Below are 18,637 nucleotides of genomic sequence, written 5' to 3' on the forward strand. Positions count from 1 at the left end.
TCCAACTACAACAGAAATGGTTGACAAACTAATCTCAGTTGCACTCGATTTAATAAATCCTCAACATTTAAGAAACTGGTTTGCCAGTTGCTGCTACTGTACCTCATAACAGCCGTAAATGCTGTAATAAATAAATGCGGGATGATTTTATAGATTTTACTTGGCATTTTTGTGTGGGAATTTGATGCTGCAAATCTGCATACCCATAATTAATATTTATACTAAAACTTGTATTGCATTATCTATCAATTGCTGTAAAAATCATTGTATTTTTCAGTGAATCGGCTGCCAAATCTTGAGAATATTTTCACCACTCCCGCCACCGGCAATAGTTTCTCCATCGGGGCTGATGGCGATCGCATAAATATATCCAGAATCTGTATCTAAAGTGCGAATTTCCTTACCTGTTAAAGGATTCCACAGTTTAATTGTCTTGTCACTGCTACCACTGACAAGGGTAAGGCCATTTTGAGTTCCACTGGGCAAAAAGGCAACAGAATTAACCTTATCTTTATGTCCCTTTAAAGTGCGGATTTCCTTTCCTGTATTGAGATTCCACAATTTAATTGTTTTGTCTTTACTGCCACTAGCAAGGGTTTTGCCATCAGGTGCAAAAGCGACTGAAAGAATCGACTCTGCATTTCCTTTTAAAGTGCGGATTTCCTTTCCTGTATTGAGATTCCACAATTTAATTGTCTTATCCCAGCTACCACTAGCTAGGGTTTTGCCATCAGGACTAAAAGCCACAGATGGAACACCATCAGTATGTCCATCTAAAGTGCGGATTAACTTTCCTGTCTCCAGATTCCACAGTTTGATTTTTATATCCTTACTAGCAGTACCACTGGCGAGAGCTTTGCCATCAGGACTGAAAGCTACAGAAGTAACTCCGTCGGAATTTCCCTCTAGGGTGCGGACTAACTTTCCTGTCTCCACATTCCACAGTTTGATTGTCTTGTCTGCACTACCACTGGCGAGGGTTTTACTATCAGGACTGAAGGCTACAGTCCAAATCCAATTGGAATGTCCTTCTAAAGTGCGGATTTCCTCTCCACTGGCCAGATTCCATAGCTTGATTGTCTTATCATCACTGGCACTACCAAGGGTTGTGCCATCAGGACTAAAAGCTACAGAATTCACATCGCTGGAATGCCCCTTGAGGGTTTTGGGTAGAAAATCGCTTTTTGAGGGCAAAGAAATAGGCAAAGAAGTAGGCGGAGAATTAGAGGGAGAATATTCGCTCATTGTATGGGGACGAGTCTGGAAATACCAAACTCCCGCCAATCCCAATACCGAAATGCTAGAAATTAACAGCAGTTGACTTTTTAACGTGTTATTGAGTTTTGGTGAAACTGGCCTTTTGTTACCTGGAGTAGATGCAAATGTTGATGTAAGTACAGTTACGGGCAGTGATGGCAATGGTGATAGCCCAGGTGTCAAGTCAGCGATGACTTCATCAGCCGATTGGTAACGTTTTTGGATATCTAGTTGCAACAGCTTATCCAAAACTTCACCCAACTCTATAGATACAGAAACACCATCTTTACCTGGACTGATTAAATATTGTCGCCAAGATCCAACCCAACTATAGCCTTGTTGTATCCACAGTTGAGATGGACGAACCCCAGTCAGTAGATGAAAACAAGTGGCTCCTAAACTGAATAAATCGCTGGCTGGGTAAGCTTTGCCATCTTGCATCTGTTCAAGTGCAGTGTAACCGTGTGAGCCAATAACAGTGCCCATTTTAGTCTGCACTGTTGCTGTCAGCTGCTTAGAGGCTCCAAAATCAATTAGCACTAATCGCCCGTCACTTTGACGACGAATAATATTTTGTGGTTTGATATCCCGATGAATTACTCCCCGTACATGGATAAACTTCAGTACGGGCAGTAAATCTAGCAAAAGTTCGCGAATCTCTGTTTCACTATAGTTTCCGCGCCTTTCCCGTTCCTTAAGCAAGTTTTGCCCATTGATAAATTGTTGTACTAAAAACAGATAGCCATTTTGCTCAAAATAAGCCAATAAAGTTGGAATTTGTGGATGTTCGGCGAGTTCTTGTAGTCGGCTTGCTTCTTGTTTAAATAGTTCAATGGCCTTTGTTAGTGGCCCAGTTCCCTGAAGTTTTGGGGCAAATTGCTTAACAACACAGCATTCATTCAGCTTATGTACATCTTCTGCTAAATAGGTTCTACCAAATCCGCCCTCATCTGATAACACCTGAGTGGGACGATAGCGACCTCCCAGCAGGGGTATTAATTCTGCTCTACAACTATGGCAATAGTTATTTTTATCAGGATTTAGGGGTTTTTGGCAATCGGGATTCACACAACAGAGCATACTGGGAATCCATTTGAATGGGAGTATATATTCATCTTAAGTCATGCAGTATTATCTCTGTTCTTAGTTAATCTCATTGAGAACCTATACATATCCCCAATTTCCTTACCTCATCAGGTATTGAAGAATTTAAATAATTTGAAAAAAGTTGTGCTTAAGCGATACCTTTTGAAGAATTTATTTGCATAAAATGAACAATAATATAATACTTACGCATTGATAGGAAATACCAAATATGGATGATTTTTAAAATCATATTTGTCGTAAGGCAATCGGTAAGCCCTACGCGCAGGGGTACGCTAATCCCAGTTCCTTGATGCCTAAGAACCCGTTCACCGGAATGGCTTACCCCTTTGCATCTACATGAATTAGCCCTAGCGCCTGAGTGTATTTCCTATCAAAGAATACGCCGTGTGCAACTTTCTCTCAGACCTAACCCCCAGTCCCTTCTCTGCTAGCGTTGGTTAGGTTGTACACACAAGTCTTTTAAAGTTGTCCCACAAACTTTTGATCCCCCCAACCCCCCTTAAAAAAGGGCAAAAACCTCTCAAAGTCCTCCTTTTTAAGGAGGATCTACGTTTTGTAGAGATGATTTGTGTACACCGTAAGCTAGCATTGGGGAGCAAGAATCAAGCCTCTTGACCTTTCGGGGAGAGAAATGGAAGTGGGGTTATAAGAATAAGTTGCACATCGCCTTATTTACGTTTATACACAACATGATTCTTTTGTAAAGTGTGTGAATTAAACTTTGACTTTCAGATATAAATTTTAAGCTGTCGTTGAATTCAGCTATCGTGGAAAGTAGTAATAATTTTTAGGAAAGCATCAAATACCTTCGTTGATGCGGTAAGTTTGGCTTTGCAGATAGTTTGGCTGCCAAGGAATGATCTGGAAATGGGGCTTTAGACTATTAATTTTATTCTTGGGGCTGGGGTTACTGTTGGATCTCGGTTCCCGCGTCGGAGCAGAGATTTTTTGGTTTCAGGAAGTCGGCTACCTCCAAGTATTTTTGTTGAGGGTGATGACTCGTGGTGTTTTGTGGGTAGTAGTAGCTGGGATAACTGCTGTCTATCTATTGCTAAATCTGGGTTTGGCACAACGGCTCAAATATTCCCAGTCTTTGAAGATTGAGGAAGTTAGGCGTGAGGAAGCAAAACTCACGAGTGAATTAACAAATTTTCTCAGCCCTCATTATTCAAGACGCGACGAAACCCGAATACTTACACCGCAACGCTTTAAAAAATTGAGATTGCGCGGGTTATTATCCCTAAGCCTGATATTAAGCTTGTTGATCGGGGTGATGTTGGTTCACTATGGTCAAATTGCTTTTTCTTACTGGGATTCTCCAGTTAATCAGGGCATTTTACCCATTCCCGCCCTATTTCGACCAGAGACAATCTGGCAACTTTTGAGGCAGATTTTCTCTCAAGTTTGGTATCTCGGTTTAATTGGGGGAGTAGCGATCGCAATCTTAATCTATCCCCAATTTTTACTCACTGCGATCGCGGTTATACTCAGTCCCAGTTTTGCATTCATCCTATTCCAACACTGGCCAAAGGTACTGCAATATTTCCACCCCACCCCTTTCAACAGCACTGACCCTTTATTTGGTCGAGATATCAGCTTTTACATATTTTCTTTACCCCTTTGGGAATTGCTAGAACTCTGGCTGATGGGATTATGTTTGTATGGTTTCGTCGCCGTTACCCTTACTTATCTTTTGTCGGCGGATAGTTTAAGTCAGGGGATTTTTCCTGGTTTTTCGCCCCAGCAGCAGCGTCATTTATTCGGTATGGGTGGTTTATTAATGCTGGTAGTGGCTTTGAGTTATTGGCAAAGTCGCTATGAACTTGTGTATTCTAGCCGTGGTGTAAGTTATGGTGCTAGCTATACAGATGTGACAGCCCAGTTGCCAGCTTATACCTTTTTATGTGTTGTGGCAGTAGCGATCGCCTTTTACCTACTTTGGCGAACGTTTTTCTGGAAACCCAAATCTCGGTATCGTTCCTTGGTATTTTACGGTTTGGGGATTTATTTAGTATTAGTTGTAGCGGCTGAGGTTGTTTTACCAACGGTAGTCCAATATTTAATTGTTCAACCTAATGAGTTGCAGCGAGAGCAACCCTACATTCAGCGGACTATCGCCTTGACTCGTCAAGCGTTCGATTTAGAAGCGATCGATTCCACAGGCTTCAACCCTCAAGGAACACTGACTGAAGTTGATATTCAAAAGAATGACTTGACAATTCGGAATATCCGCCTTTGGGATCAACGACCACTGTTAGAAACTAACCGTCAACTGCAACAAATTCGGCCGTATTATCGCTTCCCTGATGCCGATATTGATCGATATACTCTGAAAACAGATATAACTTCACCCCGACCATCAACGCCCCAAAAGTCATCAGAACCTAAGCAGGAAGCGGATGAAGCAACAGAACGGCGGCAGGTACTGATTGCCGCACGAGAATTAGACTACAATGCTGTACCACAGGAAGCTCAAACATGGGTTAACCGCCATTTAATTTATACCCACGGTTTTGGGTTTACTGTTAGCCCAGTTAATACAGTTGGGCCTGGTGGACTACCAGAATATTTTGTCAAAGATATTAGTGATGATAGTAGCGCCCTCACAACTTCTAGTGCAGCCATTCGTAAAAGCATTCCCATTGGTCAACCCCGAATTTATTACGGTGAAATAGCCAATACCTACGTAATGACTGGCACAAGGGTTAGAGAGTTAGACTACCCCAGTGGTAGTGACAATGTTTACAACTCTTACGATGGTCTGGGTGGCGTGGAAATCGGTTCAGTATGGCGACGGTGGTTATTTGCCATGCATTTGAAAGATTGGCAGATGGTGCTGACGCAGGACTTTTTACCAGAGACAAAATTGCTACTGCGGCGAAATGTCAAGCAAAGAATTCAAGCGATCGCACCTTTTTTGAAATTTGACAGCGATCCCTATTTAGTAGCTGCTGCTGCTAATGAAGATTTCCCCAGTAATCCCAGTTATCTTTACTGGATTATTGATGCCTACACGACGAGCGATCGCTATCCTTATTCAGACACTGGCAGCGATGGAATCAACTACATTCGCAATTCTATCAAAGTAGTAATTGATGCCTACAACGGCACTGTCAATTTTTATATTGCAGATAAGAGCGATCCAATCATTGCCACTTGGTCGGGGATATTTCCCCAAATGTTTAAACCGCTCAGTACAATGCCTGTTAATCTCCGCAGTCATACCCGCTATCCGGTGGATTTTTTCAAAATTCAATCTGAGCGGTTGATGACCTATCACATGACCGATCCCCAGGTATTTTACAATCGGGAAGACCAGTGGCAGATTCCTAATGAAATCTATGGCAGTGAAACTCGTCCGGTAGAGCCATACTATTTGATTACTAGTCTACCCACTGCACCTGTTGTTGACGCAGCCTCTCGTACAGAAGAGTTTATTCTGTTTCTACCCTATACTCCTAGACAACGGACTAATTTAATCGCTTGGTTAGCGGCGCGATCGGATGGTGTTAATTACGGTAAGTTATTGTTATATACTTTTCCAAAAGAAAGGCTGGTCTACGGTACAGAGCAAATCGAGGCGCGGATCAACCAAGACCCGGTAATTTCTCAGCAAATTTCCCTGTGGAATCGCCAAGGGTCGAAAGCCATTCAAGGCAATCTATTAGTAATTCCCATTGAGCAATCGCTGCTTTATGTCGAGCCAATTTATCTAGAAGCCACACAGAATAGTCTACCAACTCTGGTGCGGGTAGTTGTGGCTTACGAAAACCGGATTGTCATGGCCCAAACCTTAGAACAAGCCTTACAGGGAATTTTTAAACCAGAAGTTACACCAGCCCCTGCAATTATTCGTCCCTTTGAAGAAGCAGCCCCACCTGGTTAAGAGGTTATTTATAAAGTAAAAATAATTACATAGCAGGGGATAGACAGCGATCGCCATTAACAAAATTTATTGCAACAGACATAGTTTAATGGTTCAACATAATGTAATAGACACTAAAAGTTAATGGACATGCTACAAAATAACCAACTAGAGATCCGTCACATTAGTCCCGAAGTGAGGCAGTTGATTAAAATGTACGCGGATGTTAATAGCTGTACGCAGTCTGAGATGTTGGAACGCATTATTTTGGAGTGGAACGCCCAACAAAGCGAGAGCGAAAGACCGCCAGGAGACGAAGATGAATAGCTTTCTGCTACAATTTTTAGTCTACTTATAGCGAAAGCCTTTCATTAATTTGGCTTTCTAGCTCAAGAAAAATTTTTCCGAGATTGGGTCTTTTTTGAGGGATTGAATAAAATCCCTCAAAGTCATCATGCTACCCGTTAAGGTGAATTTGGGAGTGCCATTTGGAGCAACGATTCTCACTTCCCCATCTTGAATCTGAATTTTATTTTTAATGCTATCCCATAGAGTATCAAAACTCTCATCATCCTTACAACCGTTGGCTTCAAGGAACCTTTGACGTACTTCTGTTTTTAATGCGAGTGCTTCTGCTGCTTGAGTCCGCGCCTCAAAGTGCTTAACTACATCTTCATAAGCACTTTCCCTGAGAGTTTTATTTTCAGCCTGAACTTGCTCTAACTGAGTTTTTATGGCTTGCAGTTGGGACGCTAATGCGGCTGATTTATGATATTCAAGTTTTAAGGCTTGCTTTGCATTGGCTAACAAGGTTTTATAATCTAGCTGATCTCGATCTTGATTTTTTTCAGATTGCATTTTTATCTCTCGATCAACAGATTTTAGGTGAAAAACTCTCGTCAGTTATATTACAAAAACTGGCGAGAGTTTAGTAAATATTATGTGGGTTATCTAAGTATTAGTTATTTCACCAATAATGGTGTTTCGGAGGTAGGATTCTCCTGAATACTACTCAAACAAGAACTAATGTGCAACCGGATAGCACGTTCATAAACACTAGTCTGCTGAGTTCGTACCCCTACAGCCTGATATATTAAGCTAACTTCTGGGAATTCAGACCAATACATCAAAAAAATGTCTTTAGCTGGAGTAATAATTTCATAATTATTCTCTTGTCTTTTCTTTCTCAGTTTACAATTATTTAGTTGTAATTTTTGTCTGAATAGTTGTTCAAATTCTGAAATTAAATCTGAAGTAGTTTTCATGTGTTATACACGTTAAAACGTGTTAAGGATGCAAAGACTATCTGATGATATTACTAAGTATGACACTTCAGATACCTCTTACAATATAGTGTATCAGTTATCGAGTATTTGAGAATTTGAGGTTATTTTTCCCTTCTCATGATTAAATAAGAGGTCTAAGGACTAGGGATTGGTGGCTGGGGACTAGGAAAATAGTTAGTAGAGACACCCTGATAATGACACCGCTAAATACCTACAGGCTACAGCCTGGGACTTCAAGACCCTCTGCAAAACTGATTAATTCTAAGTAATCTGGATTTTCCACGAACTTTTTAGCGGCCAGCAATCCAGCAATGCTCCAAGTTTGATTGATTCTAGCTTCTTTGCCAATTAAACGGCCATTGTTGCCATCGTAATATTCAGGGAATTGATCCTTAAATAACCGCTTTTCGGCAATAGCGATCGCTGCTTGAGCAAGTTCTGTTCGACCTGCTTTCTGCGCCGCCGACGCAAATAACCACAGTAAAACTGGCCAGTTGCCACCATTGTGATAAGACCAAGCCCTGTTTTTAGAGTCACATCCTGTAACAATTCTCCACTCTAAACCATCCATTGCGGGAAAGCAAATTTTAACAGGCATATAGCCGATCAAGTCTTGCCAACGTTGGGCGAATAAATTCATAATGCTTTGAGATTCTTTTTCGCTTGCTAAGGAAGTTAAGATTGCCATCAGATTTCCCAGAGCAAAAAAGCGAAAATCAATCCGTCCCGGCCCCAGATTTCCCGCTAAATATCCTCCCGTTTCTGGCAACCACTCGGTCAACCAACCAGGAATTGATTCTGAGTTGATGTTGAATTTATTAACAATTTCTTTACCAAATTCGTTATCTTTGTAACGATAGATTTCCCCCAATCGCTTCAGGTCTAGCCAATAATAGTTGCGGATATGATATTTCAAAGACCCCAATCGCCTATTGACTTTGCCGAGGTAAGTATCGCCATTTCCATCTGATAAAAGCAATTCACTAGCAGCCCTCAAGGACGCATAAAATAACACCTGAATTTCTAGAGGATGTTCGTAGACTCCCATACGACGGTCAATCATAAACGCGCCATCGGGAACTAACATTGTTGGGTACATGGAAAACCGATGTACTAAGCAAAGATCCAAAATTAGTTTGATTCCGGCTTGAAAATCTGGCTGACGCGCTAGTGACAAATCGCCTGTAGCTTTTTCATAGGCTCGTAACAAGAGAATCCACCACATACAAGAATCAATCGGGGGAACACGAGCGATCGCCTGCTCACCAAAATCAGCGACCAAAAATTCCTCATTCCCTTTAGAATGTACTTTGAAACTGGCAGGCATTAATCCCGCTCCCGGTTCAAAGCAGTCTATCTGCTTTTCATGACTTTGTAATTTCAGTGTTTCTACTAAGAAGTTACGCACAATGTCTGCTTTCCCATACATGAGAAACACCAAGGCAGAAGGGACAAAATCGCGGAGAAAGCACTGGTCATAATTGAGTGCATCTGCCTCTGGATCGTGGGCGGCTACAGTCCCGATGGGTTTCCCTTGGTAATAAATTATCGACTCTTCCAATAATTCCCAAGCTTCTGCTTCCAGTTGACTGTTCTTATCGATGGTGCTAGTCATGGGCATTTAATTCCACTAATAATGGTATGTATCGGCTTAATTATGGAAAGTACGCCAGCCTTACTCAACAAAAAGGCAGGGGGAAATGACCTCTTTCTCCATCTGTGGAGCAGAAAATGGGTTTGAGTCCCCCACAACAACCAAGCGTGGTTCTCGTACTCTACCGGAAGCTAACGCAACAGGGGTGATCATGTGTGAATGGCACGCTTGTTAATCGCAAAGCCCTGATATAACTTGCTTTTTGAGTGTGGGGAGTAAGACTTCTTCCCCGTCCTCCCACACCTCCCACACCTCCCACACCTTGCCCCCTAGCCTCTTCCTCAAGCTGACCAGGTTTCCCGGAAGTCAGCATATAGAGTCAATCCACCATCTACAAATAGCGTTTGTCCGGTGATGTAGGCGGCTTCATCCGAAGCTAAAAAAGCTGCTGCGGCTGCCATCTCCTCTGAAGAGCCAGCACGTCCCATTGGGATGTGACTTTCCACAATCGCCTTTTTTTCAGGGTTATCTATCCAGTCTTGATTTATTGGTGTAATTGTTGCTCCGGGGGCAATAGCGTTGACACGAATACCTCGGTTGGCATATTCCAAAGCTAAGGTTTTAGTCAGGTTTTCCATACCGCCTTTGCTAATGGAATAACTGATATACATCGGTCGCGGAATAATTTCGTGAACGCTGGAAATATTAATAATCACCCCCGAACGATTTAGAGATAGGAGGTGTTTAATAGTTTCACGGGCGCAGAGATAAGCACCCCGGAGATTGACTGCAATTACTCGGTCAAAGTCTGCTGTCGTAACTTCGTGGGATGGACTTTCTATTTGAATCCCAGCATTGTTAATTAGAATATCTAAACTGCCAAATTCCTTTACTACGGTGTTGACCATCTCGATAATGTCTGATTCTTGGGAGACATCACCCTGAAGTAGTAGTGACTTCACACCACAATTTTCGATATTTCCGCAGGCTTTTTGCAATGCCATTTCTTCTGTGTCTACCGCAGCTTCAGGGCTTTTGCGGTAATTGATAGCGATGTTGCACCCTTCTTGAGCGAGTCTGATAGCGATCGCCTGACCAATTCCTGAAGTTGCACCTGTAATTAAAGCATTCTTTCCCTTTAACCCTATCATATTTCCTGACCTTGCTTGAATTTGAACTTAGTCAAACAATTTTGAATTTTAGATTATTCTTTTAAATATCTAAAATTGTTTTGTCAACCCCCAATGGAGGTAATTTAAAGTTAAAAAAATTGAATTTAGGAAATCAATTCTTAAAAATTAGGCTACAGATCCAAGAGATGGAAACTCAACTTGAATCTGATGCCTCTTAGATTACGAATTGGTTAGTTCCTATCGCAAATTCGCTGGTACTTGTTCAGGAACTACCCAGTAATAAATAGTTTTTCCCTCTACATTTAGAGTCTGCTGTGGTTTCCAATCGCCCATATCGAAGGCGTGGGAGACAATGCGACTACCAGGTTTGAGTTCTTTCAACAGCTTCGGACGGAGTTTAGCATTAACCTCTGGCAGTAAGTAAAGTGTAACTACTGTTGCTTCACTAAAATCAGTGGTGAACAAGTCTTGTTGCACAAACTTGACGCGATCGGTTACTCCTGCTTTTTGAGCATTATCATTAGCTTCTTTAATACGTTCAGGATTGATATCTATGCCAACACCACGCGTACCAAACTTTTGTGCCGCAGTGTTGACAATTCTTCCGTCACCACTACCAAGGTCATAAAGCACATCATTCTTACCCACTTTTGCCACTTGCAACATTGCATCTACCACTGGTTGTGGTGTAGGTACATAAGGAACATCGCCGGCGCGTTCTTGTGGTTGAGTTGTAGGAGTTGTTGCAGATGGTGTTTCAGTTTCGGTCTGACCCGTTAAAGTAGAAGGTTGTATCCCAGCTTCCAAATTTGGCTGTGTTGGCGTACACCCAGCAATTCCCAAACTGCTGATACTAACGCCTGTAACCAGTAAAAACAGAATTTTTTTGAAGTTCATAAATTTTTTACTTGATTCGGTAGTTGTAGTTAGTAAAACAACTCACATGAGGTTTAAGTTGCGCTAGAAGCGCACCAAAGTGCGACCCAAAATCCAAAATTGTATTAAGTCCTACCTTGGCGATAGTTATTCCAGAACAACAGGGGGATACCTGCTGCGACAACTAAAACACCTGCAATTGCTCCCACGCCTGTATAAACCAAGCTGGAATAAAGCAAGTAACCGCAGACGGCACAAAAGAGCAATGGTGTAAAAGGATAAAATGGTACACGGAATGGTCGTGCTATGTGGGGTTCACGGATTCGCAATACCAGCAGGGATATGCCAGAAAGCAAGAAGAAGAACCAAAATATTGGGGCGGTGTAATCCACCATTGTTTGAAAGCCTTTGCGGGTGAGCGTGCCTAAAAAAACTAATGCTAAAGCGATCGCTGCTTGCAAGAATAAGGCATAGGTGGGACTACTTGGACGCTGTTTCCAGTGTCCCATAAAACCAAATAGCGAAAAATCCTGTCCCAGTGCGTAGTTGGTACGCGCTCCGGTAAAGATTGTGGCGTTGGTTGCTCCTAAAGTAGCGATCGCAATCAATACACTAATAAACAAGGCTCCCGGTGCGCCCCAAAGAGAGCGCATTAAATCTGCGGCTACTGCTTCCGACTGGGCCATGTTTGCTAATCCTAGCCCCCGTAGGTAAGCCAGATTGATTAGCAAATAAATGGCTGTAATGATCCCAATACTCCACATTAGCGATCGCACAATGTTACGTCGTCCATCTTGAATTTCTGCGGAGATGTAAGCCGCTTCATTCCAACCGCCGTAAGACAACAACACAAACACCATCGCTAATCCCCAGGTTCCTGATGATGCAGATTCTCCAGGGGGAGCAGAATTAGGAATGGCGGTAAGCCCAAGAATCACTACCAGCAACAAACCCAGAACTTTTGCTGCACTTAGCAAGTTTTGCGTCCACTTCCCCTGCTGCAAACCGATGATGTTCAAAGCAGTTAAAAGTGCGATCGCGATGGCTGCATAAATAGAAGACGAAAACGTTCCTAGCCGCCATATCTGAGAAACATAATCGCCAAAAACAAATGCCAACAGAGCAATGGAACCAGTTTGAATTACTGTCATCCGCGCCCAGGCAAATAAAAAGGCAACTCCCCGCCCGAATGCACGTTTCAAATAATAGTAAGTACCACCAACATCGGGATAGACAGTTGCCAACTCTGCATAGCACAGCGCTCCTACCAGAGATACCACACCGCCAATTAGCCAAAAAAGCAGTACAGCAATATTACTACCTGCTTGATTTGCCACTAAAGCCGGGGTTTCAAAAATCCCTGCCCCGATGACAATACCGACAATCAGAGCCACTGCATCTGGTAATGTCAGTGATGGCTTGGGTGTTGCTACTTCAGTTGTTGCTGTCTGCTGAAGCAAACTGTAGTCTTTACGTCTACTCACGTCACTTCCTTACTAGTGTTGAGTGGGAACTCTCCGCTTTGTTTCATCTTTTTTTGCACTGTTTTACCTATGTCTCTATGGTTAAAAACAAATGTGACTCAAAAATGACAATCATCAGTGATATGTCTTCAAGCGGTAATATCCATCTCGCCACATTCAGATCAATGTACCTACAGCGATCGCTTCAATTTTGCTTTTCATAGCAAGGTGGGGAGAATGTCAAATTAATCTAGAGAATGATTGACTAATAGTGGGAAATCGTGCATTGCTTCGATAAGCAGGTAGATGATCTAGTAGTCTGCCAACCCAAAAATGCTATGTGAGGTCTGGGGAAAGGGGAAAGGGTAAGGGATTTAAAACCTTTCCCCCTTCCCCCTTTCCCTTTACCCCGCCAAGTTCACTTGGCGAACTACTAGTAATCACCTAAAATTTGAGATTAGTAGGGATTAACGAGTAATAAATCATAAAAATTTCTTTTTACTCTTAGAGGTTGTTTGAAAAGTGGTTGGCTGTATCTTTGCACTTATTGATCCCCCCTAACCCCCCTTAAAAAGCTACCGTGTATACACAAGTTGAGTTGGGAATCACATAGACACAAAAGAACGGAAAATTTTTTTTAAAATCCAAGATTATCCGTTAAACCTATATCAATAAGCTGACACTATTGATAATTAGCTTGCTCGGTTCAAAACCTTGCCTACTAAGGCTTGTATCCTACCAGGCAAGGATTTTAGAACTTGTGCATACACAGTAGCCTTAAAAAGGGGGGAACCGGAATCAAAGTCACCCTTTTTAAGGGGAGCCAGTGCGGTCTTCTCCCAAAGGGAGAGGCTAGCGCCTTCGCAGAGCGTCTCGTAGAGAAGGGGGTTTCCCCCATGAGCAACTGGCGTGGATTTAGGGGGATCTAAAACGTTTTGCTACCAAGAAAAGAACTTTTCAAACATCCTCTTAATTTTTTAGTATCTACTACTGGGAAAAAGTAGAATATCGATTAATTCACCCACAACCAAACCTAATACTGCTATAACCGTTAAAATCCAGAATGAATCTAGCTTGTTAAAGCCAGAAAAGCGCATTTCCAAATCAGCTAAAATCGTAGTTGCTAAAGGTATGAGAAAAAGCCTTAATAATAGCGACCAAGTTGCTACAAAAGCAATTGATATACTTAAAAATAATATGACAGCTAAAGTTTGAGATCCAAATTCAACTAAACGCTCTAACCAAGAAGTACTCTTTCGCACAATAACTATAACCATAGCAGCCACAAAAGCTCCCACTAACCAAACAATATGATTAGCAGCAAGATACCATCCCAGGAGAGTGTAAGCTAGCCATAGTAATACTAAAGGCATAAAAGGAATCCTGTTAAAAAATTCCACATTCATACTGTCAAGGCTTATAAAAATACCAAGTTAATATCTTAATTGTAGTCAAAGATACGCTTTTTTTATCCTCTTGATGTATTGGGGAGGGGGAAAATTCAAAGTCTCTCTCCTAAGAGGAGAGAGAAATAGAAGTGAGGTTTTCCAGATGCCGTGAAAAGTCAGGATATGATGCGATCGCTTCTAGCTTAAAGTTCAGATAATCAAGCTTATCCAGCAATAAGAATATCTTGATATACGTATGCCTTTTAAATGCAAGTTACATTTAAGACAAAAAAATGAATAGTCTAAGAACAAGAGTACTATATTTTAAAAATACTAACGATATATAAGTAAATGGACTTTGACTCTCAGCTATTTGCCATGAAATTTCATAGAGAGGTAGTGACGATTTACTGTGTACAACTTTGATAACTGTCCACAATACAGTTGCATGTCTCAAGCTCATGGTAATATTATTTTACTGTCAGGAGATATTATTTATACATCAACTTACGACCATGCTGAAACAGCTAGTCAGGCGTGCTACCTCCAAAAAACAAAAAGTTATTCAACCCAGCAAGGAAATCACCAAAAGCAGCAATGTGCAAAGCACAGAGCTTTTGAAACTCTGCTTATATAAGATACTAAAGAGCTAAAAAAGCCCTTTTTTAGGAATCATGATAGCTAGCGAAGAAGGCATAAAAACCTCTTAGCATCGGCAAAAAATTAGACAACAGTAAATATAAAAGTGTTGACGCAATGTCAAGGGTTTTTTGTATACATAAAAGTAACAGAAAGCACGTTTTTTGTTACCAATAAAACATTAAGATTGTGTCTTTTCTTTAGATACTGATTATCTTTGTGCTTAGTTACCTATATATACAATTCCTATTTGACTGGTGAAAACTTAAGCGACCTCGATCAGATGAGGCAAACACTTAAATTTAACAAATGGTTTAGGACTGCTAAATCAATCCTGATTTAGTAACGACTTGATTATTGACAACGTAAGTAAAAGTAACAGGTAAAACATGAATATCATTGTTCGTTTAATTGGAGCGATCGCTCTCCAAGTGTCTGTATTGGCTGCAATGTCTAGCATGGCAATGTCTGCTGACAAGCCCCTGCGCCTCCGTATCCAGGAGGCTGCTGTGTCTCAACGGAAAACAACACAGAGGATTTGCTCTTTAGATCCCATTGAAGATTTATTACCTCCACCACAGACTAAGGCCAATAATTCTTTGCTTTCTTACCTTGCTGAACAAGGTTTTACCCAAAATACAGAGGGTTCTTGGGTCTGTTATGCAAACGATCCGAAAAAAGAAGGGCGTTATTTTACTCTGTTTAAGGTTAAACGAGTGGATAACAGGCTCATAGCAAGTTCTTTTCTAGATGAAGGTAGTCTGATTGAGGGGCAAGAAAATCGTAGCTTGAACTTCTTTATGATGCTGATCGAGCATCATCTGAATACGACTCAAGAGAACCGCAAAGGTATACGTAGATATTTAGAAGCCTTCGTTTCCTTAGTAAAGCAAGGGAAGATCAAACCTACACGTCGTGCATTTCTTTTCGATCAACCAAATCGAGGAATGGTCTTATATCACACACTCTCATCAGGGAATCTCAAAGGTACCGGAATCACGATCAACATTTATTTACCTAAGAGTTGAATTTGGGAGTGGGGATTGCTGACTTAGGGTTGGGGACTGGAGATTGGGGAGAAGAACCAATACCGAATTCCCAGCCCAATTAAATTGCTGTCGTTTATTGGAGGTGCATCTTGCCTAAATCAACTTTTCAAAGAATTGCAATATCGAAGGCGGTTCGTTTTGCAACGATCGCATTCTCATCTCTTGCAGTAGGACTCACTACGTGTCAGTCTACTTTTGCACAACTCAATATTGGACGCTATGGTATCCAACAAGGATTGGAGTCTGAGTATCTCCAGTACCAAATCAATAACCAGAATTTGAACCAGATGCGAGTCATTCCTGGATGTAATGTGGGATTTGGTTTGACCTGCAATAAAACTGGATCGGTAATCCAACGATTAGTGGAATTAAACGGTGGGAGTACTTATCAAAACCTCCTGATCCGAGCAGCAGGTGGAGAGAAAAATTTCCAGAATTTCGCTAGCTTTTACGGTAACAATCCCAATCTCTCTGCGGTACCTTTCGCCTCTTTTTGGAGAAACGAATCCCCCGCAATCATGGATAGCTCTCAATACCTTCTTGGACAACATTTTGGTCGCAATCCAGTAGAAGGACTCGGACTGGTAACAAACCAGTTCTACTGGTCTCCATACTCAGGAGGCAATAACTCGGTCAGCCTCCGTGATGGACTACTAGACTTGAAATTCTCATACGGACGACTGCTGTTTGAGGAAGCCTCAAAAATTTCCAACATTAAGGAGCAAATTCAATCTTTAGGTCTGTCGCCAGAGATGACAGATTTTTATATAAATAAAATCTCTACAGGCTTAGATGCGTTGAATTCTGGAGATTCAAACCAACTCGAAAAGAGGGTTTTTGAGCTACTATCCTATCCATACTCCGAAGATGGTGGGGAACTCGGACGACCCAACAACGCGATTCCAGAAGAATTTAATCAGCTTTTGGGAGAAGATATCCCAGGAGATATGTTGGTTAGTGACAGTCCAGTACCGTTGGATGGAGAAACAATAGCTTTTGATATCCCTGGCTCTGAGGGAGAAGTCGTCGTAGCAGACAGCCCTGATTCCTTTCCACTTTGGCCACTAGGAATTGGAGCTCTTGTTATAGCGATGATTCTATTGATGGATGGCGATAGTTCTTCAGGTAAAACATCTGTTCCTCCGGAAAATACATTTATACCTACACCTACACCTCCACCCACACCTTTGTCTCTCACCAGCAAAGGCGAATGCGATCTGACTCCTAGTGGTAGTGGCTCCGATCACACACAGATCATTGAGATTCCGTGTAATGTTACTCCTAAACCCCCTACCGAAGTGAAGAAGGTAGTGGAGCCATCAACGATCAAAGCGCTTGTATTGCTAATTGTTCTACTATACATAGTTCGTTCTAAACATCGGTCTTTAAAAATCCGTAATTCATAATTAGACATCTGGTAAAAAAGTATGTAGAGGCGTAGGCGTAGCAGTGCTATAAATAAAGCTACCTCCACAGGTAGCTTCGTAAAGATTTCTATAGGCGGTTTGATATCCTTGATGGTATTGCTAACGAGGCTGTTGTGATGAAAGTTGCGATCGCCTGTTAATCTGCGGCCAATTCACAACATTCCACCAATTATTCAAATACTCAGCCCGACGGTTGCGATATTTAAGGTAATAAGCATGTTCCCATAGATCGTTACCCATAATCGGATAGAAACCATCCATTATTGGGTTATCCTGATTTGCTGTAGTAACAATCTGAAGTTGATTTTGAGGATTGCGTACTAGCCAAACCCAGCCACTACCGAACCGAGCAGCACCTGCTGCATTAAACTGTTTTTTAAAGGCATCAAAACTGCCAAAAGTTTGGTTAATTTCTTGAGCGATCGCTCCCGTTGGTTGTCCACCACTGTCGGGACTCATCAGTTGCCAAAAAATCGTGTGGTTGAGATGACCACCACCGTTATTACGCACCTTTGTCCGAATATCTTCAGGTACGCTGTTTAAATCCACTAATAAAGCTTCAACACTTCTTTTTTGCAAATCTGGGTACTGCTTTAATGCATCATTTAAATTCTTGACGTAGCTAGCGTGGTGTGCATCATGATGCAATTTCATCGTTTCAGCATCAATAGCTTTTCCTAATGCCCCATAACCATAAGGCAATGGTGGTAGCTGTGCAGGGAAAGCGCTTAGTGCCCTATTAGGATAAGCCACAGGGGGAAATGACCTAGCAGGCTTTGGTGTTGGTGTAGAAGATTGTGCCTCAGCTATTAGTACTGGTTGATGAGAAATTAGCAGAATTGCCAGCACAATTGTTGTGAAGAAAAAAACTATTTTTTTTCGCCAAAATCTTATCATAAATTGTAGCCTCAAAATCAATATTATTGGCTTGCAATCTGATAAGGGACTATTATTTGATAGCCCACTTAACCCAGATATATATCTTACTTTATCAGGTAATTAGAACAAAAAATTTTCAAGACAATAGAATTAATCCCTACAAGTCTATGGGGCTATTTAACACACCCCAAAATCTCCATTGCGAACGAAAAATCTCTAATAAATTTCCAATACAAGCATTGTTGCATTCAAAATTTTTATAAAATAAATAACTGAAAACTGATATGGCTTTTATGTCTAGAAAATTTTAAGAATATTTTTAGATTTATCTTAACATAGAAATATCTAGTTATAAGTCCATTATCTAATTTCTTCCCTTGGGTATATAACTTAAAATAACAAGCAAAACTCTTGGCAGATATAGGCGAAGTCTTATTTTGCTAAACCTATAATTAAACCATTGTAAACATTAAAATATGTGCTACTGACAGTTGTGTAGTGATTGTTAGTTAATTAAAATACACATGATACAACCTAATCCATAAATACCCTTATTGTTCAAAGCTTTTTGATATCTACATATCTAATATGAACAAATATGGATAATTTTTAAGTTTGTTATGGTTCCAAATTTCTAGTTAGCCGACTATCAAAAATCAAGTTAGTAAATACAT

At 41.2% G+C, this 18,637-nt stretch carries 13 protein-coding genes; 4 read left to right on the forward strand and 9 right to left on the reverse strand.

All coding sequences use genetic code 11. From position 1 onward, the window contains the following. Positions 1 to 273 precede the first annotated feature (273 nt). Entirely contained in the window at positions 274 to 2,337 is a 2,064-nt protein-coding gene (locus IQ274_RS14055) for a serine/threonine-protein kinase (RefSeq protein WP_194142622.1), read from the reverse strand. An 883-nt stretch (positions 2,338 to 3,220) separates the two neighbouring features. Between IQ274_RS14055 and IQ274_RS14060 the strand changes: the two genes are divergently transcribed. Both IQ274_RS14060 and IQ274_RS14065 read left to right on the forward strand, forming a co-directional pair. Next, the gene (locus IQ274_RS14060) at positions 3,221 to 6,250 is read left to right on the forward strand and encodes a UPF0182 family protein (protein WP_194142623.1); all 3,030 of its coding nucleotides are present in this window, start codon (positions 3,221 to 3,223) and stop codon (positions 6,248 to 6,250) included. Positions 6,251 to 6,373: 123 nt separating this feature from the next. Next, a complete protein-coding gene (locus IQ274_RS14065; RefSeq protein WP_012408316.1) occupies positions 6,374 to 6,556 on the forward strand; it encodes a hypothetical protein in 183 nt (60 codons plus the stop codon). A gap of 57 nt (positions 6,557 to 6,613) precedes the next feature. On the opposite strand, the gene IQ274_RS14070 is transcribed toward IQ274_RS14065, so the two are convergent. The 7 genes from IQ274_RS14070 to IQ274_RS14100 all read right to left on the reverse strand — a co-directional run bounded on the left by IQ274_RS14070 (position 6,614) and on the right by IQ274_RS14100 (position 13,987). Beyond that, a complete protein-coding gene (locus IQ274_RS14070) occupies positions 6,614 to 7,087 on the reverse strand; it encodes a hypothetical protein (protein WP_194142624.1) in 474 nt (157 codons plus the stop codon). 104 nt (positions 7,088 to 7,191) lie between these two features. Next, positions 7,192 to 7,494 carry a hypothetical protein gene (locus IQ274_RS14075; protein WP_012408314.1) on the reverse strand — a complete coding sequence of 101 codons (303 nt, stop codon included), beginning with the start codon at positions 7,492 to 7,494 and terminating at the stop codon, positions 7,192 to 7,194. A gap of 232 nt (positions 7,495 to 7,726) precedes the next feature. After that, complete coding sequence (locus tag IQ274_RS14080) at positions 7,727 to 9,136, reverse strand: glycoside hydrolase 100 family protein (protein WP_194142625.1); 1,410 nt, start codon at positions 9,134 to 9,136, stop codon at positions 7,727 to 7,729. Between the two features lie 314 nt (positions 9,137 to 9,450). Next, complete coding sequence (locus IQ274_RS14085) at positions 9,451 to 10,260, reverse strand: glucose 1-dehydrogenase (protein WP_114080999.1); 810 nt, start codon at positions 10,258 to 10,260, stop codon at positions 9,451 to 9,453. Between the two features lie 219 nt (positions 10,261 to 10,479). Then, complete coding sequence (locus tag IQ274_RS14090) at positions 10,480 to 11,139, reverse strand: class I SAM-dependent methyltransferase (RefSeq protein WP_163931538.1); 660 nt, start codon at positions 11,137 to 11,139, stop codon at positions 10,480 to 10,482. 104 nt (positions 11,140 to 11,243) lie between these two features. Beyond that, entirely contained in the window at positions 11,244 to 12,602 is a 1,359-nt protein-coding gene (locus tag IQ274_RS14095) for an amino acid permease (protein WP_163931541.1), read from the reverse strand. Positions 12,603 to 13,558: 956 nt separating this feature from the next. Then, entirely contained in the window at positions 13,559 to 13,987 is a 429-nt protein-coding gene (locus IQ274_RS14100) for a hypothetical protein (protein WP_194142626.1), read from the reverse strand. A gap of 1,010 nt (positions 13,988 to 14,997) precedes the next feature. Here IQ274_RS14100 and IQ274_RS14105 point away from each other — a divergent pair. Then, complete coding sequence (locus IQ274_RS14105; protein WP_163931548.1) at positions 14,998 to 15,636, forward strand: hypothetical protein; 639 nt, start codon at positions 14,998 to 15,000, stop codon at positions 15,634 to 15,636. A gap of 110 nt (positions 15,637 to 15,746) precedes the next feature. After that, a complete protein-coding gene (locus IQ274_RS14110) occupies positions 15,747 to 17,063 on the forward strand; it encodes a hypothetical protein (RefSeq protein WP_228058192.1) in 1,317 nt (438 codons plus the stop codon). A gap of 120 nt (positions 17,064 to 17,183) precedes the next feature. On the opposite strand, the gene IQ274_RS14115 is transcribed toward IQ274_RS14110, so the two are convergent. Then, complete coding sequence (locus IQ274_RS14115; RefSeq protein WP_322745234.1) at positions 17,184 to 17,981, reverse strand: superoxide dismutase; 798 nt, start codon at positions 17,979 to 17,981, stop codon at positions 17,184 to 17,186. Between the last annotated feature and the right edge of the window lie 656 nt (positions 17,982 to 18,637).

This window comes from Nostoc sp. LEGE 12447 (genome assembly GCF_015206985.1).
Lineage (GTDB): Bacteria > Cyanobacteriota > Cyanobacteriia > Cyanobacteriales > Nostocaceae > Nostoc.